This is a genomic window from Octadecabacter antarcticus 307, assembly GCF_000155675.2.
GTDB lineage: Bacteria > Pseudomonadota > Alphaproteobacteria > Rhodobacterales > Rhodobacteraceae > Octadecabacter > Octadecabacter antarcticus.
In genome coordinates, this window is record NC_020911.1 from 320,154 (window position 1) to 340,172 (window position 20,019).

At 54.0% G+C, this 20,019-nt stretch carries 18 protein-coding genes, 1 tRNA gene and 8 pseudogenes; 22 read left to right on the forward strand and 5 right to left on the reverse strand.

The genetic code is table 11. The features are described from left to right. Nucleotides 1-112 precede the first annotated feature (112 nt). From OAN307_RS01675 to OAN307_RS24975, 3 genes are all read left to right on the forward strand, one after another. On the forward strand, nucleotides 113-2,422 hold the full coding sequence (locus OAN307_RS01675) for a DNA topoisomerase IV subunit A (protein ID WP_044043023.1): 2,310 nt from the start codon (nucleotides 113-115) through the stop codon (nucleotides 2,420-2,422). Nucleotides 2,423-2,654: 232 nt separating this feature from the next. Then, on the forward strand, nucleotides 2,655-3,083 hold the full coding sequence (locus OAN307_RS24970; protein WP_015498145.1) for a DUF898 family protein: 429 nt from the start codon (nucleotides 2,655-2,657) through the stop codon (nucleotides 3,081-3,083). A 12-nt stretch (nucleotides 3,084-3,095) separates the two neighbouring features. Further along, nucleotides 3,096-3,311 carry a hypothetical protein gene (locus OAN307_RS24975; protein WP_187292534.1) on the forward strand — a complete coding sequence of 72 codons (216 nt, stop codon included), beginning with the start codon at nucleotides 3,096-3,098 and terminating at the stop codon, nucleotides 3,309-3,311. 247 nt (nucleotides 3,312-3,558) lie between these two features. On the opposite strand, the pseudogene OAN307_RS25760 reads toward OAN307_RS24975, so the two are convergent. Next, a pseudogene (locus OAN307_RS25760) lies at nucleotides 3,559-4,598 on the reverse strand (IS481 family transposase). Between the two features lie 132 nt (nucleotides 4,599-4,730). Here OAN307_RS25760 and OAN307_RS25765 point away from each other — a divergent pair. Beyond that, nucleotides 4,731-5,188: pseudogene (locus OAN307_RS25765) on the forward strand (hypothetical protein); the annotation flags it as partial. 44 nt (nucleotides 5,189-5,232) lie between these two features. Here OAN307_RS25765 and OAN307_RS01695 read toward each other — a convergent pair. Next, nucleotides 5,233-5,832 (reverse strand): annotated as a pseudogene (locus OAN307_RS01695) (IS481 family transposase); the annotation flags it as partial. Nucleotides 5,833-5,915: 83 nt separating this feature from the next. Here OAN307_RS01695 and OAN307_RS27615 point away from each other — a divergent pair. The 14 genes and pseudogenes from OAN307_RS27615 to OAN307_RS01755 form a co-directional block, all read left to right on the forward strand. Beyond that, entirely contained in the window at nucleotides 5,916-6,167 is a 252-nt protein-coding gene (locus tag OAN307_RS27615) for a hypothetical protein (protein ID WP_144055479.1), read from the forward strand. A gap of 55 nt (nucleotides 6,168-6,222) precedes the next feature. Further along, on the forward strand, nucleotides 6,223-6,900 hold the full coding sequence (locus OAN307_RS01700) for a hypothetical protein (RefSeq protein WP_015498146.1): 678 nt from the start codon (nucleotides 6,223-6,225) through the stop codon (nucleotides 6,898-6,900). Between the two features lie 208 nt (nucleotides 6,901-7,108). Then, nucleotides 7,109-8,269 carry an IS30 family transposase gene (locus tag OAN307_RS01705; protein WP_015498147.1) on the forward strand — a complete coding sequence of 387 codons (1,161 nt, stop codon included), beginning with the start codon at nucleotides 7,109-7,111 and terminating at the stop codon, nucleotides 8,267-8,269. Beyond that, nucleotides 8,248-8,533: pseudogene (locus tag OAN307_RS25770) on the forward strand (GTP-binding protein); the annotation flags it as partial. The gene OAN307_RS01705 and the pseudogene OAN307_RS25770, both read left to right, overlap by 22 nt. A gap of 36 nt (nucleotides 8,534-8,569) precedes the next feature. Continuing rightward, nucleotides 8,570-8,650, forward strand: a complete 81-nt coding sequence (locus tag OAN307_RS31090) for an EF-Tu C-terminal domain-related protein (RefSeq protein ID WP_408634937.1) — start codon at nucleotides 8,570-8,572, stop codon at nucleotides 8,648-8,650. Nucleotides 8,651-9,080: 430 nt separating this feature from the next. Further along, nucleotides 9,081-10,100, forward strand: a complete 1,020-nt coding sequence (locus OAN307_RS01715) for a hypothetical protein (protein ID WP_015498148.1) — start codon at nucleotides 9,081-9,083, stop codon at nucleotides 10,098-10,100. 52 nt (nucleotides 10,101-10,152) lie between these two features. Continuing rightward, nucleotides 10,153-10,228: transfer RNA gene (locus OAN307_RS01720), tRNA-Trp, on the forward strand. A gap of 142 nt (nucleotides 10,229-10,370) precedes the next feature. Continuing rightward, a complete protein-coding gene (locus OAN307_RS01725) occupies nucleotides 10,371-11,213 on the forward strand; it encodes a hypothetical protein (RefSeq protein WP_015498149.1) in 843 nt (280 codons plus the stop codon). Nucleotides 11,214-11,242: 29 nt separating this feature from the next. After that, nucleotides 11,243-11,437 (forward strand): preprotein translocase subunit SecE, encoded by a 195-nt coding sequence (gene secE, locus OAN307_RS01730; RefSeq protein ID WP_015498150.1) that lies wholly within the window; start codon nucleotides 11,243-11,245, stop codon nucleotides 11,435-11,437. A 206-nt stretch (nucleotides 11,438-11,643) separates the two neighbouring features. Continuing rightward, nucleotides 11,644-12,177: a transcription termination/antitermination protein NusG gene (gene nusG, locus OAN307_RS01735; RefSeq protein WP_044044417.1), complete on the forward strand. Its 534-nt coding sequence runs from the start codon at nucleotides 11,644-11,646 to the stop codon at nucleotides 12,175-12,177. A 116-nt stretch (nucleotides 12,178-12,293) separates the two neighbouring features. After that, on the forward strand, nucleotides 12,294-12,719 hold the full coding sequence (gene rplK, locus OAN307_RS01740; RefSeq protein WP_015498152.1) for a 50S ribosomal protein L11: 426 nt from the start codon (nucleotides 12,294-12,296) through the stop codon (nucleotides 12,717-12,719). Nucleotide 12,720: 1 nt separating this feature from the next. Then, nucleotides 12,721-13,419 (forward strand): 50S ribosomal protein L1, encoded by a 699-nt coding sequence (gene rplA, locus OAN307_RS01745; protein ID WP_015498153.1) that lies wholly within the window; start codon nucleotides 12,721-12,723, stop codon nucleotides 13,417-13,419. Between the two features lie 230 nt (nucleotides 13,420-13,649). Then, nucleotides 13,650-14,140, forward strand: a pseudogene (locus tag OAN307_RS29585) (IS110 family transposase); the annotation flags it as partial. Nucleotides 14,141-14,317: 177 nt separating this feature from the next. Continuing rightward, nucleotides 14,318-14,583 (forward strand): annotated as a pseudogene (locus OAN307_RS01755) (IS3 family transposase); the annotation flags it as partial. 249 nt (nucleotides 14,584-14,832) lie between these two features. Here OAN307_RS01755 and OAN307_RS31095 read toward each other — a convergent pair. Further along, nucleotides 14,833-16,153 (reverse strand): annotated as a pseudogene (locus tag OAN307_RS31095) (IS110 family transposase). Nucleotides 16,154-16,288: 135 nt separating this feature from the next. Here OAN307_RS31095 and OAN307_RS01770 point away from each other — a divergent pair. Then, a pseudogene (locus OAN307_RS01770) lies at nucleotides 16,289-16,618 on the forward strand (integrase core domain-containing protein); the annotation flags it as partial. Here the strand turns inward: OAN307_RS01770 and OAN307_RS01775 are convergent. Together OAN307_RS01775 and OAN307_RS01780 are read right to left on the reverse strand one after the other, a co-directional pair. Next, complete coding sequence (locus OAN307_RS01775) at nucleotides 16,583-17,098, reverse strand: DUF3489 domain-containing protein (RefSeq protein WP_015498156.1); 516 nt, start codon at nucleotides 17,096-17,098, stop codon at nucleotides 16,583-16,585. The pseudogene OAN307_RS01770 and the gene OAN307_RS01775 overlap by 36 nt on opposite strands. A gap of 169 nt (nucleotides 17,099-17,267) precedes the next feature. After that, complete coding sequence (locus tag OAN307_RS01780) at nucleotides 17,268-18,158, reverse strand: LysR family transcriptional regulator (protein WP_051067932.1); 891 nt, start codon at nucleotides 18,156-18,158, stop codon at nucleotides 17,268-17,270. A 123-nt stretch (nucleotides 18,159-18,281) separates the two neighbouring features. Between OAN307_RS01780 and OAN307_RS01785 the strand changes: the two genes are divergently transcribed. The 3 genes from OAN307_RS01785 to OAN307_RS24990 all read left to right on the forward strand — a co-directional run bounded on the left by OAN307_RS01785 (nucleotide 18,282) and on the right by OAN307_RS24990 (nucleotide 19,858). Continuing rightward, a complete protein-coding gene (locus OAN307_RS01785; protein WP_015498158.1) occupies nucleotides 18,282-18,782 on the forward strand; it encodes an SRPBCC family protein in 501 nt (166 codons plus the stop codon). Nucleotides 18,783-19,013: 231 nt separating this feature from the next. Further along, nucleotides 19,014-19,499 carry an SRPBCC family protein gene (locus OAN307_RS01790; protein ID WP_015498159.1) on the forward strand — a complete coding sequence of 162 codons (486 nt, stop codon included), beginning with the start codon at nucleotides 19,014-19,016 and terminating at the stop codon, nucleotides 19,497-19,499. A gap of 80 nt (nucleotides 19,500-19,579) precedes the next feature. Then, nucleotides 19,580-19,858 carry a hypothetical protein gene (locus OAN307_RS24990; RefSeq protein ID WP_144055482.1) on the forward strand — a complete coding sequence of 93 codons (279 nt, stop codon included), beginning with the start codon at nucleotides 19,580-19,582 and terminating at the stop codon, nucleotides 19,856-19,858. Nucleotides 19,859-20,019 lie beyond the last annotated feature (161 nt).

The window sequence follows — 20,019 nt, forward strand, 5'->3', positions numbered from 1 at the left end:
CAAATCTATGATGGCTCTATCAGGGGAATTTTTAAAATCGTGCAGGAAAAATTCGCTTGGCGAACCTTATTTCGTCGTTGTCGTGCAAATGGGCCTTCGGTACACACGATCTATGAGTGATGACGCGCCAGACCCCAAGATGAACCCGACAGAGACGCTGCGCCGCGCACTTGGTGATCGGTATCTGACCTATGCGTTGTCAACTATTATGCACCGCGCGCTGCCCGATGCCCGCGATGGGTTGAAACCTGTGCATCGGCGAATCCTCTATGCGATGCGCGAGCTGAAGCTTGCCAGCAAGGGTGGTTTCCGAAAATCCGCGAAGATTTCTGGTGACGTTATGGGTAACTATCACCCCCACGGTGACGCTGCGATTTATGATGCGATGGCGCGTTTGGCGCAGGACTTTAACGTGCGCTACCCGCTGGTCGACGGCCAAGGTAACTTCGGCAATATCGACGGCGATAACCCCGCGGCAGCACGGTATACAGAAGCGCGGATGACCGCCGCTGCTGAGGCGTTGTTGGAAGGCCTGAACGAAAACGCCGTCGATTTTCGCGAAAATTATGACGGTACACTGGAAGAACCTGTCGTTTTGCCAGCCGCGTTCCCGAACCTTTTGGCGAACGGATCAAGCGGCATCGCGGTGGGCATGGCGACAAACATCCCGCCCCATAACCTCGAAGAACTGATTGGCGCGTGTTTGCATCTGATCAAGACGCCTGACGCCCGTGATGAAACGCTGATGAACTACATCCCCGGCCCTGATTTCCCCACCGGCGGCGTCATCGTCGAGCCGAAAGAAAACATCGCCGAAGCCTATCGCACCGGCAAGGGCGGTTTCCGCCTGCGGTGTAAGTATGAGGTTGAGGATCTGGGTCGTGGCCAGTGGCAGGTCATTGTAACGGAAATCCCCTACCAAGTTCAAAAATCACGGCTGATTGAAAAATTGGCTGAGGTTATTGAACTAAAAAAGGTACCGATCCTTGCAGACGTGCGTGATGAATCTGCCGAAGATATCCGCATTGTGCTGGAACCGAAATCCAAGAACGTGGACGTCGAGGTTCTGATGGGCATGCTGTACCGCAATTCCGAATTGGAAACGCGGTTTAGCCTGAACATGAACGTGCTGATCGACGGCCTGACGCCAAAAGTGTGTTCGCTAAAGGAAGTGCTGCGCGCCTTCCTTGATCACCGTCGCGACGTGTTGATCCGCCGTAGCACGCACCGGATGGTCAAGATCGATCACCGGCTTGAGGTCCTCGAAGGCTTTATTATCGCCTTCTTGAACCTCGATCGCGTTATTGATATTATCCGCTACGACAATGATCCCAAAAAGGCGCTGATGGCCGAGGATTGGGGCAAAACCCACGTCCGTGCGATGGACGAGGCGGACTATGTGTCGCCGCTGACAGCGCTGGTTGGTGAGCCTGAGATGGGCCTGACCGACGTGCAGGCTGAAGCCATTTTGAACATGCGCTTGCGGTCCTTGCGCCGCCTCGAAGAAATCGAGCTTGTTAAAGAACGCGATGCTTTGATGCTGGAACGCGCTGGGCTGGAAGACCTTTTGGACAGCGACGATCTGCAATGGAAAACCATCGCAGAACAGCTGCGCGAGACCCGCAAACTGTTTGGTTCAAATTCCAAAGGCGGCGCGCGTCGCACGGCATTTGCCGAGGCTGGTGTCATCGAAGATGTGCCGCTTGAAGCGATGATCGACAAAGAACCTGTCACAGTCGTTTGTTCTAAAATGGGTTGGATCAGGGCGATGACCGGTCACATTGATTTGGCGCGTGAATTGAAATTCAAAGACGGTGATGAGGGGCGGTTCGTGTTCCATGCGCAAACCACCGACCGTTTGTTGGTGTTCGGCAGCAACGGGCGGTTCTACACGCTGGGCGCATCGACGCTTCCGGGTGGGCGCGGCATGGGCGAACCATTGCGCCTGATGGTGGACCTGCCCAACGAGGCTGAAATCGTCGCGTTGTTTATCCACCGCGCTGGCAACAGGTTGATGATCGTATCGTCGGCGGGCGACGGGTTTATTGTACCCGAAGACGACGTGATCGCACAGACCCGCGCCGGCAAACAGGCGCTGAACGTCAAAGGCGATGTGCGTGCCAAGGTTTGTTCGACGGTCATCGGCGATCACGTGGCCTGCGTTGGCGAAAACCGCAAAGTGCTGCTGTTCCCGCTGGATGAGTTGCCGGAAATGGGCCGTGGCAAAGGCGTGCGATTGCAGAAATACAAAGATGGTGGATTATCGGATGCGACGACATTCACCCTTGCTGATGGTCTGTCATGGCTCGACCCGGCTGGGCGAACCCGTACACAAACCGAACTGGGTGAATGGGCGGCAAAACGTGCCGGTGCTGGCCGCATGGCGCCGCGTGGTTTCCCGCGGGACAATCGATTCACTTGACCGGCCCACCCCGATCTGGTGGCCAAATTCGTGGGCACACGAGGCAAGCTGTTCAAGCTTGCACTGATCGCCGGAACTTGGACCGTTCTAACATTGGGTTTTATCGTTTCTGGGTGAAAACGCGGTTGCGGTGTCGGTATTGGTTGTCGATCCGCCCCGGTGGTTTGTCGCTGGAATACGTTAGTGATCCACTCGAAGAAACTGCGGGGGGTTCTTCACCACAGTCGTAATTATGGCGTTCTACATCGGTTTCGCAAACCTGATCGGAATGTTCTTGAGCCTGCCGCTGTTCGCCACAAACTTTACCGCAAATGCCGCCAGTTTTATCGGGGTCATCCCGATCTATTTCCTGGTCAGCTACCGCGCACGGCGGTATGTTATGGGCGGTACCCGCTGGCGTGGTGTTCGGCTTGGTCTTGAACTGAGGGCGTGGGGCTATGCGCGTCACGCATTGTGGCACTGGTATATTACGCTTTTGACGTTAGGGATTTTATGGCCGCGAAAAAAGTTCTACCTAGAAAAGTACCGTACCGACCGCACGGTGTTCGGGTCCGCCACGCTGCATCAAGGGGGGACATGGCAGATGCTGATGTCCGGCTTGGTGCATGTCCTGATCGCGATTTTTTTGATTGGTGCCGTCACAGTTCAGGTTGCGATGTGAAGCAGCCGTGTTGTGATGCTGTATGGGATAGCGGTGCCTTGGTTCATTGATGGGTTGATGCACTACAATGCGCAAGCCACGCAGCTTTTGGCGTGTCCGCGTACAGAAACCATCGCGGGCATCTATGGGTTTGGCTACATTGCGACAGGTCTTCTTGCGCTGCTGCCGCTGTTGTTGATCCTCATGGTGATCGGTCTGGCTGAAAGTGCGCGTGTGCGTGCGCAGTAGGGCCCAGAAGCCCAAACGAGTGATGTTTTTGGTGTGCCGGTTTGGGTGTGGACGGTCCTTGGCGCTTTCGCCTATTTCGTGTTGTTCCAGATGTGATCTGTGCTGCGCCATTGCTTTATAATTATGCCGTTGAGGCGCCACTACGCTGCAACGCTGATAATCGAAAACTCCGACGCGCTGCATGCGATCAGCAAAAAAAGATCGTGATGAATGCCGTGAAGTCGAAGGCTTTGCAGAAACGCTTGATCTAGGTGTTCGGTCCCGGCATCTGTTGGATCGGATTAACGATGAATCTTTCTGGTTCTGAAGTCCCTATCTTGCAGATGTATTCGTACGGCGTCAGGCCGTTGAGCGTCTTCAGCCTTCGAGCGAAATTGTAGGCCGCTATGAAGTCTGCGAGATGGGTGTGCAGCTGATCATTCTTGTCGTAGTGATGCCGCCTGACTGTTGCGTCCTTGATCGTGCGGTTCATCCGCTCAACCTGGCCATTGGTCCATGGATGGTTGGGCTTGGTCAGCCGGTGCTCAATCCTGTTGGCATCGCAGATCATGTCGAACCGCATAGGCCGTGAATATGGTGTGTTCCGGTTACGTGGTTGCTCACAAAATTGAATGCCCTTGTCCGTCAGAATTGTGTGGATCTTGTATGGCACCGCTTTCAGCACAGCCTCCAGGAACTCCCAGGCCGTCTTGCGATTTGCTTTTTCTACAAGCCGTGCCACGGCAAACTTGCTGGTTCGGTCCCTCTCGTGACATCGCTTTGCGATTCACTGCCGGGCAATGAATGGCAACAAAGAGATAAAGTTTTCCTTCGTTGGTGCGCAACTCTGCAATGTCGATATGAAAATATCCGATCGGATAGCGTTTGAACTTTTGTCGTTTCGGCTTGTCGCCCTCCATATCTGGCAGTCGGGATATCCCATGCCGTTGCAAACAACGATGCAGGGAAGATCGCGTCCCCCTCTCATTGCTTGCTCCGCAAGCAACTGCCGGGCAATGGATGTGGGATAGTTGGCTGCAAGGCATAAAGACAATCATCCAGCGGTAGGAGCGTATGACGTCGAAAAGAGACGATCATCGCCTCTTCACCCGCGCTGAGAACGGTCGAACTGGGGTCCGTGGGGCCAGTCTTGCGGTCTTCTACAGTTTTGCGCTTGCGCCATTTGGAGACCGTTTTGACATTTATACCAAGTTCTCGACTCAAAGCTGCGGTCGTAGCTTGCGATCGCTGTATTGTTGCTCTGATGGCGTGCGTAGTCGTGGCGCAGCCATGACGTATTTGTCCCATAATGCTTCCTTCCATTCCAAAGAATAGATCGCACCATCAAACCAGGGGATCAAAAACCTAGGGACAGGACCCATTAAACTACTTGGTGCTACTATGGCTGCGTGATTCAAAGTCCCAAAGTTGGGGGATAGAATGAGCAATCTTTATTGGCTGAGTGAAGCGCAGATGGATCGGCTTCGGCCTTACTTTCCGAAGAGCCGAGGCCGTGCACACTGAGACGATCGCCGCGTTCTGAGCGGGATTATTTTCATTAACCGCAACGGGGTGCATGACGGTTCGGGCCGCGGGCCCGATGAAACGTCCAGTGGACGTTTCAAGGCATGAGCGGGCGGAGCCCCGGTAATCGCCCGTCTACGGTGGTGTGACGCGCCTGCGGAATATGGGCGGCCAAAGACTTTGTATAATCGTTGGAAGCGCTGGAGTGACATGGGTGTGTTCGCCCGGATCATGATGGGGCTGGCAGAACAGGCCCCAGATAATAAGACAATTTCGATCCCCTCTCATCGAAACTGTGTTTCGACTGCCGGGCAGTGGATGCAACCTACCTCAAGGCACATCGCACGGCTTCCAGCCTGGGGCTAAAAAGGGGGTGTGGGCGCCTAATTCACTATTGCGCAGCAATATCTCGAGAGGGGGTAAGAATGGTGCGAATACGCAACGGACACGCGCGCTCAAGGTCACGTAGGAAACGTCGGGCATTGGCGGCAGTTTTGTTGCTATATGTTCCAATGAACACCCACCGCGTGGCGCGATCGATGGCGACAAACAAGTAGCGGCGTGATGTCTCATCGGCCATTTGCGGCAGATATTTAACGTCAATGTGGATGTATCCGGGCTCATAAGCCTTGAAGGCGCTGTGCTTTGGCCTTGCCTCTTTGACCTTCAGGTCGCGCAGATTACCCAGCCCATGTCGACGCAGGCATCGATCCAAGCCCGAGCGTGAAACGTTCGGATTCAGAAACTCCCGGACCACTGCAAGTAAGTCATCAAGTGACACCAAAAGCGTCTTACGCAACGCCACCGCAACAACCTCCTGCGCTGGCGTGAGCGTCGTTTGCAAGCGATGTGGCGTGTGACTGCGGTCTTCGACACCGTCGCGGTGTCGCCACTTCAAAACGGTCTGCTCAGAGATGCCGTAGCGTTCACCCACCATCCAGGCCGGATCGTCGCTGGCTTGAATGGCGGCTCTAATCTTTGGTGTCGTCGTCGCTTGACTATGCAGTCGAATGAGCATCACGTTTCTCCTTCCGAATGTCCTCTAAGACCGATCTTGCCATGAAAAAGGCCGAACGCCGAGGGTCAATGTGATCATCCGGGATGGAACACCTAAGCCGCTGCCGATACATTTGCCTATGCCACCCTGCTGGACGCAGACCTGCCATCGCCACATTCTTTACGCGATTGGCGGCGCAAAGTGGCGAAGACGCGGGCATCATGGAACACCTGATGTCACATCCCGCACTTGGGGGTCGCATTGCGGCGGCCTGTACCGCAGAATCGGAAAACGCGAAATTCCGCCCATTGTTGACTGAAACAGAGTGGGATGCCCTCCGCGTCATCTGCGATTGATTGCGGGTCCGGACGCGCCGCGCTAGTTAAAGTGGACAAGTAAAAGGAACTGACAATGCGAATTTTTGTGGCTTTGATGGGTCTGGCGCTGCTGGCCGCCTGTGGTGGAATTCGCGATGATCTGGCCAATGTACCAGATCCCGTTGGTGCATTCCGGCTTGGTCACAACATTGCGGTGGTAAACGAACCTGTCCAAGGCCCGTTTTCGCGCACAGTTGAAGACGCCGAATGGCAGGCCGCTATGGTCACAGCCGTTGAATACCGTTTGGGCGAGGCGCGCTTTTTTGGGGATAAATACTACCATGTTGGCGTTGCAGTCGAAGCCTACGTACTGGCGTTCCCCGGTATCCCGATGGTCTATTCGCCCAAGTCCGTGTTGATCTTTTCAGTCAATTTTTTTGAGGATTCGACGCAGATAAAACTGAACGACGAACCGATCCAGATTACAGTGTTTGAACCATGCTGCACGATTCCGCTGATCGGATCGGGCTTTATGCGTGACAAAGCTGAACAAATGGAGGGGCTTTCGTTCAACGCCGCACGCGCCATAGAACGCAGCATGCGCGAGAATGCCGACTGGTTTGGTGGCACGCCCGAGCTTCTTGAAGCCGATGACACGATCATCCAAGGCAATGTTCTTGAAGACAATCCAGAACTGGTCGCGCCACAGCAGGAACCGCCCGCTGAACTGACCGCAAGCACGAACCCACTCGGTACAATCGGTTTACCGTAAGTCGCACGTTGCCGTTGGTCTTTCGCCCATTCCGCAATACGTCGCCCGCGATGTTGAATTGGGTCAGCGATTGGCCTCCGAATGACAAGCTGCCCGGATCATGGCTAAGGCAAAGTTTCAACGTTTTAAACCACACGTTAACATTGTCCTGTGGTTTCAGAGGGTCGTCGCAACACTTTAATCTTTTTGGAAAGATGGAGTGTTTATTATGAAGTATCGCACACGGACGTCTTATACGGACCAACAGAAGTCTGAGATGTGGGATCGGTGGCAACGCGGTGATTCAATGGGCTCGATTGGCCGTCACTTCAATCGTGCGTCGTCGTCTATTTTCCCTCACTTGGTGCGAACTGGTGGGATCCGCCCCGCTGATCGCGCGCGGTCGCAATGTGCTTTGAGCCTCATTGAACGGGAAGTGATTTCCCGTGGGCTTGTCACAAAGCAGTCGTTTCGTCTCATCGCACAAAACCTGAACCGGTCACCTTCGACGATCAGCCGAGAGGTTCGCAGGAACGGCGGGCGACAAGCCTATCGTGCAACTCCTTCAGACCAACGCGCTTGGGACTGCGCAGCGCGGCCCAAATTGTGTAAGCTCTCATTCAACGATCCTTTGTGCCACTTGATAGCGCGAAAGCTGCGTCGGAAATGGTCACCGCAGCAAATCGCAGGCTGGCTCAAACGCAGATATCCTGATGAAGAGCAAAATCGCGTGTCACACGAAACGATATATCGCAGTCTCTATGTCCAAACTCGCGGGGTTTTGAAGAAGGAATTGCAGGAATGTCTGCGCAGTCCACGTGCGATCCGACGCTCCCGGCATGCCACTCAGAAGGGACTTGAGTTACGCAAAATCAAGAATGCTGTTTCAATTAGCGAACGCCCAGCAGAGGTAGAGGATCGTGCCGTTCCGGGGCATTGGGAGGGCGATTTAATCGCGGGATCGAACAACAGCTACATCGCAACGCTTGTGGAGCGCCATTCCCGTTTTGTGATGTTGGCCAAAGTCACGAACAAAGACACCCAGAGCGTGACGACAGCCTTGATCAAACAAGCACGAAAGCTTCCCAGAGAACTCTACAAATCCCTGACTTGGGATCGTGGATCAGAGATGGCGGGGCATCGAAAATTTACCGTTGCCACAAATATCGATGTCTATTTTTGTGATCCTCAATCTCCGTGGCAGCGCGGCAGCAACGAAAATACCAACCGCCTTCTCAGACGGTGCTTTCCCAAAGGCACCGATATATCCGGATTTAGCCACGCTAAGCTCAGCGCTGTCGCACGCCAACTTAACGAGCGACCAAGAAAGACCTTGCAATACCATACCCCAGCAGAGAAACTTGAAGCCTGTGTGGCAGCGACCCGTTGAAACCGGACTCGATCGGTCACGTTGACCACGGCAAGACGACGTTGACAGCAGCGATCACCAAGTATTTTGGTGAATTCAAAGCGTATGACCAGATTGATTGCGCGCCGGAAGAAAAGGCTCGTGGCATCACGATCTCTACGGCCCACGTGGAATAGAGACTGAAGCGCGTCAGTACGCCCACGTCGACTGCCCCGGCCACGCCGACTACGTCAAAACATGATCACTGGTGCTGCGCAAATGGACGGCGCGATCTTGGTTGTGAACCTAAAGTTCGAAGTCGAGCTGATCGCACCCATCGCGATGGAAGATGGCCTGCGCTTCGCTATCCGCGAAGGCGGCCGCACTGTTGGTGCTGGTGTAGTCTCGAAAATTCTTGCGTAAGCAATAATTTTGAACACACCCAAGCGTGCATCCTGCGGCAGTCGTTTCCCTTGAGAAACGATGAGAGCAGGATGACCGCTAACGGTTGAGATAATAGAAAAGGCCGCTAGGAAACTGGTGGGCTTTTGCATTGTTAGAGCTGGCCCGTTATCGACACAATTGCGAATTACTATTCACTGGGAAGGTTGGTTAACGCCAAGCAAAAGCTGTCGGACTACGATAGAACCTAAGCGCGAGTGCTTAACTTAAAATGGCATAAACCAAAACCGACTGATGCCGCACATTTGCAAGCAAACGTGCCTTGCGCACACGTTTCAAAAACCCAGAGATTTTTACAACGACATTTGCCAATCGCAACGGTAGTGTCCAGCGAAGCCGCGATTTGCGGCGTTGATTTGGACGCCTTAAAAAAGGCCGTGAGCACGCACACATGATTTTGAAAATCCTCCTCCTGCCTTTCCGGCTTAATTGGACGATCTATTTGGTTCTTGCACTAGGCGCGGGCTACCTCGCCAATCAGGAATACCAGACCTATTTAGCCAACGCCGTTGCGGCTGAATTTCAGGTGGCAGGCGGCCCGCCCGACCCGTCACCTCTTTCGAAATGGAATGCCCGCACCGATGTGTCTGCCAACGATGAGGTCAATGTTGAAGGTGTCTACTTCTCAGCCCTAGACCAAGGCAGCTTTGATCCGCTTGGTTTCGAGCGGGGCTTTATCCTGCTGGCCGATGATCAAGGCCGTGAGGTCAAGGCGGTGCTTGTGGTGCGGCCCGATGATATTGGACTGCTCGAACGGCAATTGGCGGCGCAGGGCGTGGGCGATCGCATCCCTGTCACGGTGAATGGGACGCTAAACCAAAGCAGTGAATGGGCGGGCCTGATCTGGACGGAACTGTTCGTGATGGACATCCCAAGTTCGGATGAGTTGGTAGTGATTGAGCCCTTTTTAGGGAACCGCGCGACGTCGATTCACTATGATGCTGAAAGGACGATTGGCACAGTGATTACTCTTGGCGGTTTGGCAGGCGCCCTTGTGCTTTTGGCGCTGGCAAATTTTCGGGTGGGGCGCAAATCATCCGCCACGCAATCGCAGATGTCAGGGCGTGAAGCACTGGTCGCGCGACAGCTGAAACAGCCATCCCAACGATCATTGCCATCAAATGGCGCGCTCGAAACCTCTCCGTGGGGGACGTTTGATGCGCAGGCAGGCGCAACACCGCCACCCACACCTGCGAACGCAACACCGCAGTCGCAAGCGAATGTTCAGGCCAAATCACAACAGACATTGGTCCCACCGCGCCTGCAAATTGCCGAATTGGAGGTCCAGCTGCCGTTTACAAGTGTCTTCCCCGGTGGCGGTTCTAGTTTCCGGTTCAAGTCCGCCGATGAGATCATTAGCCAGTCATTTGGCACCCTCAGCACCCTCAAGCCGCTAGAGCGTGACGACTAGCGCGGTTTGCGGTTGCCAACAGGTGTGGCCCTCGCTATCTCAACGTTGGCTTAGGGGTTTAGCTCAGTTGGTAGAGCGACGGTCTCCAAAACCGTAGGTCAAGAGTTCGAGTCTCTTAGCCCCTGCCAAGCCACTCGTCGTCGCTGCGTTTCAAACGTGCCTGAACGGGAGATCAAATTGCCCCGCCTGCCGCAGTCCATTGCCTTGCACATCGGTGCACATAAGACTGGGTCATCTCATCTCCAAAAGGTGCTTCATCAAAATAGAGCCATGCTGTCTGACGAAGGTATCCGTTATTGTGGACCTAGTTATTTGCGCAGGCGCGGTCGCAATCTTGCAGCGATGTTCGGGCTGTCATGGTCAGAAGCGCCGATGCCGCATCGCACTGCGCATGAGCAATTGGCGTTCCTATCCAAAGGTAATGAGCGGTTAGTGTTTTCCGAAGAGAACTTCGTCGAGGTGCTGTCGGACAAAGAAGGGCGAGTAAGCCTACCGGTTTATCCGTCTGCAATCGAACGCGTGACTGAATTGGTCGCAGCTTGGGCGCCGATCAAGCCGCAGTTGTTTGTAGCCGTGCGCAATCCGGCGACGTTTTTGGCGTCGGCCTATAGTCAGGTGCTTTTTGGGTCCGCATTTATCGCGCCAAACAAATTCCGCGCTCACAATGATTGGCGAAAAATTGATTGGGCTGGTTACATTGCCAAATTGCGCACGATCTCCGGCGTTGGCGACATCTACGTCTGGCGACAAGAAGATTACGATCTGACACACCGCTTAATCCTACGTCGCTTGCTGCGGTGGAAGGTTGGCGGCAATATTGAAACGATCGAGGGCCGTGTCCATCAAAGCCTATCGGCTGCCGCTGTTCGCCAAACGCTTGCGTGGGCGCAAGACGGCGGGACCGTCAAGCTCGCTGCGAAATCGCGCAAATTGTTTCCGATCAACGCAGATAACAAACCTTTCGGCCTTTATACGACATCGACATTGGCGCAGGCAGATGCTGTTTACGATGCACAAATGGCGCAAATCGAAGCACTGGACGGCGTCACTGTCCTGAAGCCGCCCAAGCGCACGCTCAAAGGGTTGAAAAGCCCCGCCAAGACCGTTAACTGAATAGCGTCTCTAGTCCCTAAGGATAGATCATGGCCAGAACCAACCCAGTACAGTTTATCCAGCAAGTCCGTGCAGAAGTCGGCAAGGTCGTTTGGCCATCGCGCCGCGAGGTCACGTTGACCACAATCATGGTGCTGATCATGGCGACCGTTATGGCGCTGTTTTTCACGCTGGTAGATATGTTTATCCGCTTCGGGCTTGAAGAAGTGCTTACCGCGTTCTGACCTTGGGTAGGATTTGCTGCCAGCCCCCTTGAATTGGATGGGGTTGCGCGGTAACTGACGCGAACTTCTTGGAATGGCGTGCTTCGAATCGTGTTGCACGCCGCTTTTATTTCCGAGACTTCCGTGGCAAACGCCACGAACAGATTGAAATTTCTGCACCGGTCCATTGAAGAATGGCGATGCATGACGACAAGGTGGCGAACAACATGGCAAAACGGTGGTATTCTGTCAGTGTCCTTTCGAACTTCGAAAAGAAGATCGCAGAGACCATTCGCGCCTCCGTTGAGGAGCACGGTCTGGAAGAACAGATCGGCGAAGTTCTGGTTCCGACCGAGGAAGTGATTGAAGTCCGTCGCGGCAAGAAGGTTACAGCTGAACGTCGCTTTATGCCCGGCTATGTACTGGTTCACATGGAAATGTCGGACGATGGCTATCACCTCATCAACTCCATTAACCGCGTCACTGGTTTTCTGGGACCGCAGGGTCGCCCGATGCCGATGCGCGACGCTGAAGTGCAGCAAATTCTTGGCCGCGTCGAAGAAGGCCAAGATGCTCCGCGCACGCTTATCAACTTTGAGATTGGTGAGAAGGTCAAGGTCAGCGAAGGTCCGTTTGAGGATTTTGATGGCATGGTCGAGGAAGTGGACGAAGACAATCAGCGCCTGAAGGTGACTGTGTCGATCTTTGGCCGCGCCACACCGGTCGAACTGGAATTCACTCAGGTCTCTAAGCAGGGCTGAGTGCGTCAGAGGTGGGAGGTTGCGGATCGTGAGATGCGCACCGAACCACCGCAAGCCGACCCTACGGGGTCATTGTAGGGTGGGTTTTGAACCCATCGCTGAAAAGGAGAAGCCTAATGGCTAAGAAAGTCGCTGGCACTATGAAGCTGCAAGTTGCAGCTGGTAAAGCCAACCCATCCCCGCCCGTAGGTCCCGCATTGGGCCAACGTGGTATCAACATCATGGAATTCTGTAAGGCGTTTAACGCCAAGACTGCAGACCTTGAGCCCGGTGCGCCGTGCCCAACTGTGATTACGTACTACCAAGACAAATCCTTCTCGATGGAAATCAAGACGCCACCTGCATCGTATTTCCTCAAGAAGGCCGCCAAGGTTAAATCTGGCGCCAAAACTCCGTCACGTGAGACGGTCGGCACTGTGACCACCAAGCAGGTTCGTGAGATTGCAGAGGCCAAAATGAAGGACCTCAATGCAAACGACATCGAAGGCGCAATGAAAATCATTCTGGGCTCTGCTCGGTCTATGGGCATCGAGGTTAAGTAAGATGGCAAAGCACGGAAAACGCACAACCGCCGCACGCGAAGCTTTCGCTGGCAAAGCACTTCTCAAAGTGGCCGAGGCTGTGGCCCTCGTCAAAGATAATGCAAAAGCGAAATTCGATGAGACCATCGAAATCGCAGTTGTTCTTGGTGTTGACCCACGTCACGCAGACCAGATGGTTCGTGGTAAAATTGCGCTGCCGAACGGCACGGGTAAGACCATGCGCGTCGCTGTGTTCGCACGTGGCGATAAGGCCGACGAAGCAACGGCAGCTGGTGCTGACATCGTCGGCGCAGAGGACCTGATGGAAATCGTGCAAAGTGGTAAGATCGATTTCGATCGCTGCATCGCCACACCTGACATGATGCCAATCGTTGGTCGGCTCGGTAAGGTTCTTGGCCCACGTAACCTGATGCCAAACCCTAAAGTCGGCACTGTCACGATGGACGTCAAAGCGGCTGTCGAAGCGGCCAAAGGTGGCGAAGTTCAGTTCAAGGCCGAAAAAGCCGGTGTTGTTCACGCAGGTCTTGGCAAAGCGTCTTTCAGCGCTGCGAAGTTGGAAGAAAACGTTCTGGCATTCGTCGGTGCGGTCCAGAAGGCTAAGCCTGCTGGCGCAAAAGGCACCTACATGAAGAAGATTTCACTGACGTCTTCTATGGGCCCAAGCGTTACGCTGAACATCGACAACGCGACTGGTAACTAAGGCGACAACCGCGCAAGCAGTTTCGTGTAGCGGTGGAAAGAGATTGCAAAGCAATTGTGGCTCTGCAATCAGGTCAAAATAGTTGGAGGCGTCCCGCAGGGGGCGCCTTTTGCTTTAGTGTATGCCGTGAATGGCTGCACTGCAGAGGGGATGGATGGCTCCTGCGCCCATCGGCGTCGTAATGCGCCATACTGCAGTTGTCAGAAACTGCTCAGCGGAGGAGCAACCCGATGCAAGTTACGACAGTAGGTCTAGATTTGACCAAGAACATTTTCCAAGTTCATCGTGTCACTGATGACGGCGATGGCGTTTTCAATCGCGAACTATGGCGTGCGCAATTACTGAAGTTTTTTGAATGCCTTGAACCTTGCTTCGTCAGAATTGAAGCATGCGGCACGAGCCGTCATTGGGCGCGTGAACTGTTCAAATCGGCCATGACGTAAAACTGACCCCACCCATTTATGTGAAGCCCTACATCAAACGCGGTAAATCTGATGCGGCTGATGCAGAGGCCATTTGTGAGGCTGTAACACGGCCAACGATGCGATTTGTCGAGACCAAGACGCCAGATCAGCAAGCAATTCTGGCATAGCACCGAACAGGGGACATTGTAGTCCGACAGCACACGCAAACCGTCAATATGCTGCGCGCGCAATTGGCCGAATTTGGCATCGTGCTCCCGCAAGGTATCGGCCACGCCACTAAGTTTGCAAAGCGCCTGCTGTCACCCGGCAGTGCATGTTTACATGCATGAGAGGGCACAAAAGGGTTTATCCCACTGGCCTAAGGGTGATTGTATGCAATCACCGTTAGGCGGATTTACTGCGCGTTGGAATTGAACTTGCGCCCTCTCGTGGTTTGAAGGCAAACCACTGCCGGGTAACAGATCAAGCCCTGAAAGCGATTGAAGCGGGACAAGCCCGACGCGCTGGCGGTGCCAGAAGCGCCAAACATGACGTGGTCGATCGCTGCCCGGCAGTTGATTGCTTTGCAATCGCCTGTCGGGCAATGGATGGTCGGGCGTTCCGGCTATTGAACGTACTGGATGACTTTAACCGTGAAGGGCTAGGCATCGTGGTCGACTTCCCCTGACCCGCCGAACGGGTCATTCGCAGCCTTAATAGGATCATTGAATGGCGTGGGAAACCAGAAACCATTCGGGTTCCTTCTCGGGATCGTGCTTCGTATAACCCAGCCAGGCAATGGATAACGTCCTATGCGCGGAATGATTAGCTGAATTGGCGTCAGGTTATTGTCGCATCGAGGCGTCTCGACACGTTAGAAGCATTGCTCAGTTTGGCATTTTGGTCAACGAACTGTCTCTCCCATAACAAACACAGAGTACGCTTTTGCGGCTCTCACCGTCCTTAAGACGAGATCTTTGGGTCGTTGAGCAGAAGGCCTAAACATTATCTACGAGGTCAGTTGTCTGCCTCCACGGCCCTTACAGAGAAAGGTCCTACTGCTGTCGATCACCCCTCAAAGAAGGGGCGATATGGTTCGCCGTGCTTGATGATCCCATGAACGGTTCGGGCCATCTTCGCTGCGATTGCGGTGTACGCCTTTCGGCGCAAATGGGTGTTGTGACGGTCTTTGGCGATGTAGCGCTCGAACTTGTCGCGGAAGCTGTTGGTGCGCTGCAGAATAGCAACCTGTCCAGCCATCCAAAGCGTTCGACGAAGCCGAGCATTGCCATATTTTGACAGTTTGGTTTGCCCTCTGAATGTACCTGATTGCATAGTCGCAAGGTCCATTCCACAGAACTTCAAAAACTGCCGGTGATGACGAAAGCGCCGTACATCCCCAGCTTCTGCCAAAATTGTCAAAGCATTGCGTATTCCGGGGCAATCCGGCCACCCATACCGATTTGATCCGGCCGGGGGTTCCGGGGCATCCGGCCACCCCCCTTTGACCTGATTTAGTGTGCTGCGAGGCGATCTGTAGCAGGGCTACTCTGACGTTCCTTTTGAACATGCTTATCGCGTCGGAATCTGCGGCAACCGGCAGTCCGACTGATACTTTGGCAGTCTCGTAGATATCTGAAAGTAAACGCTCTTTTGCAACCTTGAGGCCCACCACATCCCAAGCGTCAGCGATGAATGCCTCCTTGCTCATGGCTGAGATCAAGTGTGGTGACGGATAACGTTCAAGGAAAGCAAAGAACCAGTCACTGCGAGAACTGCGAGAACTGCGATGGAAACGATCAGCTTCAGGAAAATACAGCGGCAGATAATGGGTTAAAACTCGGTGCCACAACTCGGTGCCACAACTCGGTCTTCGACTTGGATACGATGTCATGCGTTTTGGAAAGCTCTTGGATGTCGTTAGTGCCACGCACGAGGGGGTCATGATAAAACTGCTCGTTCCCGATCTCCATCATGTGAAGAATGACCTGGGCATCCTTAGGGTCGTTTTTGTCCCAACTGTTGTGCAAGGCCTCTCGCGTTCTGGCCAGGGCCACAGATGACACCAACTTCAACTCAAAACCTGCTGCGGCAAGATGATAAGCCAAGGCACGGTGATAATTACCCGTTGCTTCAAAAGCTACACGGACAGGGCGGCCGTAGCAGGCAAGCGATGTGATTAGACGATTGAAGTCGTCTAGCTGGTTCAGAACAGTCAAACGACGGCGGCGCTTCTTGTCCGCAATAGCAATGAGACCTTCGTCGCGGGCCTTCGAGATATCGATGGCCACCAAAACGGGCGCAGTTTGTGTAATAATGATATCGGTCATAGTTGGTCTCCTTTGCGGTGTGGTTTGTACAAAACCACCGTAGGGACCTGAGGCACGGCTATGACCACCTGCTGCGTTATTTGGGGCTGCGCAGGCAGTCATAGCCTTAAATTAGCGATATTCCGAAGGTGTTACGGCACAGAATTCACCAGCATGGCGATCCTCAAATGGGTTCAAAATACGGGCATCGATTGGCATTATATCGCGTCCCGCCGCCCGGCAGTGGTTTGCTTGCAAACCATGAGAGGGGGCAAGCCCCAGCAGAACGGGTTCATCGAAAGCTTCAACGGTAAACTAAGAGATGAATGCCTCAATGAAACGCTGTTTGCTACATTGGGCGACGCCCGCAAAACGCGTGAAGAATGGCAGGACGACTACAACTGGCGCAGACCACATTCAGCTCTGGGGAACCTGACGCCAATGGAATTTTTAGAGAGAAGGATCATCGACAAGATGGCCGCTTAAGGTCAAAGATTTAGCACCAAGGACTCCGCGCAAAGCTGGAGGGAAATTGGGGCACAGGTCAATCCGATAGACCCTCCCTCTGCCTTCTTCCTTCGCAGAAGTCACAACCAAACCCAGCTTCTTGCCCAATGCGCCCGACATCGCCCCCCTTGCGGTGTGTGCCATCCAGCCAGTTGCCACGACGATTTCCTCCATGGTGGCGCCGCTGGGTGCCTGAAGCAGGCCGATCAGCATCGCCTGTTTAGTCCCGGCTCGCGGGGTTGGAGGCTTGGGCACGGGTTCCTCGGCTGCATGTTTGCGTATGGCAGCCACGGTTTTGACCACCACCGGCTCGATTCCTATCGCCAACAGGCCAGCGTCAGTGACCACCAGTGTGGTGCCGAGACCGTCACCGATTTTGCGCCAAATTGGCTCGCCCCGGCGCAGAGGAGGATGGTCTGGGTTTCGGTGAGTTTGGTCATTTATGGCCTCTGAATTCAAGGCGCGCGGAATGCGACGCCCCCTACGAAGCCAAGCCCCGCCAGCGCTGGGTTAGTCCCAAACCGGTCCACATCATTCGGCGTGCTTAACCGTAGACCTTGCCGCTGTCAGCCCATGCTTGTCGGATCATGCTTGTCTGTCGCAGATTTTCATGCGCCCGCAGGCTGTCCTAAACCAAGTCTTCCTCAGATTCAGCGAATTGATGGGCTGCCTTCATTCGCGGCCCCATGAACTCCATGAATGCTCGAATCCTCGCCGTGTGACGCAGCTCTGGGTGAGTGAGAATCCAGAGGGGGATATCCAACTCCGGTCGCCAAGGGCCGATTCGTTTCAAGGCAGGGTTGAGGGCTGCCGTCGCTAAAGGCAAGAAGCCTGCGCAACTGCCACTCTCCACCATCTCAGTGAAGACGGCACCGTTGTCCACGTTGATTACCCTGCCTCTACCCACTGCGACCTGTTCTAGCCAGGGGCTCCACATGGGACGGTCGCCTTGTTGAGCCCAATGCACCCAGGGCCAAGCCACCATCGGAGTTCCGGCGTCGATTTTTTCGATCAGCTCCGGCATGGCGAATGGAGCAAAGCGCATTATTGCTACTTGGCGACCGACCAGATGTTCCGGTGGCTTCTTGGTAGCTCGTATGGCTACGTCGGCTTCACGCTTGGAGAGATTGTGCAAGTTGAGTTCAGCTGCAATCTCCAGCTCCACGGCTGGGTGACGGTCGGCGAACTCAGCCAAGTCCTTGCAGTGGGCCATTGCAATAGTGTCGACGGTTGCGATCCGCAGTTGCCCACTCAGCCGGGCGTCTTTTCCCAGAAGTTTCCGGTCAAGCGCGATTACCTCGATCTCCATACGCTCGGCTACCCGCATCAGCTCTTCACCGGCCGCCGTCAACACCTGCTCCCTGGGATGATGGTCGAAGAGTTGGGTCCCCAGGCTGTCCTCAAACTGCTTCACCCTGCGGGCCACGGATGTGTAGTGAACCCCCAAAGACGCCGCCGCCCCGACCAGAGTTCCGGCACGGCCAAGGGCAAGAACATATCGTAGGTCATCCCAGTTCATACATGCATTGTTGCACATTTCGTGTGTCAATACACTCGTTTTATTTGCACCAACGCATGCCTAAGTCTTGTTCTATCGGGGCGGCGAACATTTCAACCACCGCCCCCAAATAGGAGAACAGTTATGACTAAGCTCACTTTATCTCGCACAATTCAGGCCCCTGCAGACCGTGTCTGGGACATCCTCGCCGACTTCGGCGGTGTGCACAACTTTCATCCGATGGTCGATACTTCCCCAATCACCAATGGTCAGGACACTGGCCTCGGCGCGGAGCGTTGCTGTGAACTTTACAACGGAACAAAGGTCAATGAAGTGATCACGTCGTTCGACCCGGGACGTCGCAACATCGGGATTACTGTCAACCAGCCTGATCCCCCGATCACCGCCATGACGGGAGAGTTCACCGTCACCCCCCTAGGCGACAGCGGCTGTGAAGTCCTAGCCATCATGGAGTACGGCCTCATAGACGGCGCGCTCGGGAAGGAACAAATTGATGGTCTGCGAGGCATGATGGAGGGCGCTGTTGAAAGCGTACTCAAAGGCCTCGACGACCACGCGGTCACCGGAGCAATCATCGGAAACGGTGGGATGCACCAGAGTTCACCGGCCGGCGCAACAGCCTGACATCAAAGGCGCTCAGCGCAGCAATGAACCGGGACCTGGCTTGCTGCCCATCAAGAAGACACCTGTTGCTGGAGCAAACATGACTGTTCGTCTTTCTTTTGGTGGACGGCTAAATCCATCGGATAGCGACTGCAAACTCATTGTGGAGACAATTGTCACTCTGATAATTCCTTCACAATGAAAAGGGTTCTAAATTAACGAACTATCGTTCTCTAACAAAAGGAAAAAGCAATGATCAAAGTGGAAAAAACTGTACTTATTAAGGCGGGCATCAGTCAGGTGTGGGACCTCGTGTCTGATATGGGTGGTGTCTATAAGTATCACCCGCTGGTGAAAAAGTCCCCAGTATTATCGGAGAATGCCGTTGGCATCGGTGCGACAAGGAGGTGCGAATTCTATGATGGTAACTCAGTCGTCGAAGAAATTGTCGAACTGAAAGAAGGCAAAGAACTGAAGGTCGCGCTCAGTAATTTTTCAATGCCCTTTAAATCGGCGGATGCGATAATGAGATTGGAAAAAGCCAGCGATAAATCAACACTTGTTACCATTCAGATGAGCTACAAAATGAAGTATGGCGTCTTTGGATCAATCCTGGGGTATTTTATGATCAAGCCAATTATGAAAATGACGTTCGTCAAAGTACTTAAGGGATTAAATGATCATGTGACGACCGGGAAGCTGATTGGTGAGAAAGGGGCATTACTGCAGATGGGCTGATCCGGCTTGTATTAATCAAAGGGCCTGTAACCTTTGATGAACTAAGTCGGTCAAACGCCCGCTTCCGGCGGATCATGGTTGTGACAGCTGTCAACCAAGATTTGAACCGCGGTGTCGCGGATGTTGCCTATGACATGGCAGAGGTTTCTGGCGGCAAAGTATACTTGCTCAATGTCGTCCTGACGGTATTCGACGGGGCTGGACTGGTGGCTGCAGGACCAATGATGACCTCCATCCCGAGTGTTTCGACTTACAGCACTCAGATCATTGAAGACCGCACTCTGCAAGTTGCAGAGTGTGGTCTTCAAATGGTTCAAGCGTTGAGACCGAAATTGAGGTGCGCAGTTAGGCCAGATTGAAAAGATGATCGCTGACTATGCCAATGACTGCGATCCAGATGTCATCTTGGTAGGTTCCCCGAACCCCTTGCCAAATCTGACTAATCGGCTTGTACGGCAAAGAAATTTGTCAATCAGGCCCGAAATTGGAGTTTCTCAACGGAATACGCCCTTGGTTACGT

What these genes read in the sequence shown, in the direction of transcription:
- OAN307_RS01675 (WP_044043023.1), top strand. Translation starts at nt 113, where the DNA reads ATGAGTGATGACGCGCCAGACCCCAAGATGAACCCGACAGAGACGCTG.
- OAN307_RS24970 (WP_015498145.1), top strand. Translation starts at nt 2,655, where the DNA reads ATGGCGTTCTACATCGGTTTCGCAAACCTGATCGGAATGTTCTTGAGC.
- OAN307_RS27615 (WP_144055479.1), top strand. Translation starts at nt 5,916, where the DNA reads ATGGAACACCTAAGCCGCTGCCGATACATTTGCCTATGCCACCCTGCT.
- OAN307_RS01700 (WP_015498146.1), top strand. Translation starts at nt 6,223, where the DNA reads ATGCGAATTTTTGTGGCTTTGATGGGTCTGGCGCTGCTGGCCGCCTGT.
- OAN307_RS01705 (WP_015498147.1), top strand. Translation starts at nt 7,109, where the DNA reads ATGAAGTATCGCACACGGACGTCTTATACGGACCAACAGAAGTCTGAG.
- OAN307_RS31090 (WP_408634937.1), top strand. Translation starts at nt 8,570, where the DNA reads ATGGAAGATGGCCTGCGCTTCGCTATCCGCGAAGGCGGCCGCACTGTT.
- OAN307_RS01715 (WP_015498148.1), top strand. Translation starts at nt 9,081, where the DNA reads ATGATTTTGAAAATCCTCCTCCTGCCTTTCCGGCTTAATTGGACGATC.
- OAN307_RS01725 (WP_015498149.1), top strand. Translation starts at nt 10,371, where the DNA reads ATGCTGTCTGACGAAGGTATCCGTTATTGTGGACCTAGTTATTTGCGC.
- secE (WP_015498150.1), top strand. Translation starts at nt 11,243, where the DNA reads ATGGCCAGAACCAACCCAGTACAGTTTATCCAGCAAGTCCGTGCAGAA.
- nusG (WP_044044417.1), top strand. Translation starts at nt 11,644, where the DNA reads ATGGCAAAACGGTGGTATTCTGTCAGTGTCCTTTCGAACTTCGAAAAG.
- rplK (WP_015498152.1), top strand. Translation starts at nt 12,294, where the DNA reads ATGGCTAAGAAAGTCGCTGGCACTATGAAGCTGCAAGTTGCAGCTGGT.
- rplA (WP_015498153.1), top strand. Translation starts at nt 12,721, where the DNA reads ATGGCAAAGCACGGAAAACGCACAACCGCCGCACGCGAAGCTTTCGCT.
- OAN307_RS01780 (WP_051067932.1), bottom strand. Translation starts at nt 18,158, where the DNA reads ATGAACTGGGATGACCTACGATATGTTCTTGCCCTTGGCCGTGCCGGA.
- OAN307_RS01785 (WP_015498158.1), top strand. Translation starts at nt 18,282, where the DNA reads ATGACTAAGCTCACTTTATCTCGCACAATTCAGGCCCCTGCAGACCGT.
- OAN307_RS01790 (WP_015498159.1), top strand. Translation starts at nt 19,014, where the DNA reads ATGATCAAAGTGGAAAAAACTGTACTTATTAAGGCGGGCATCAGTCAG.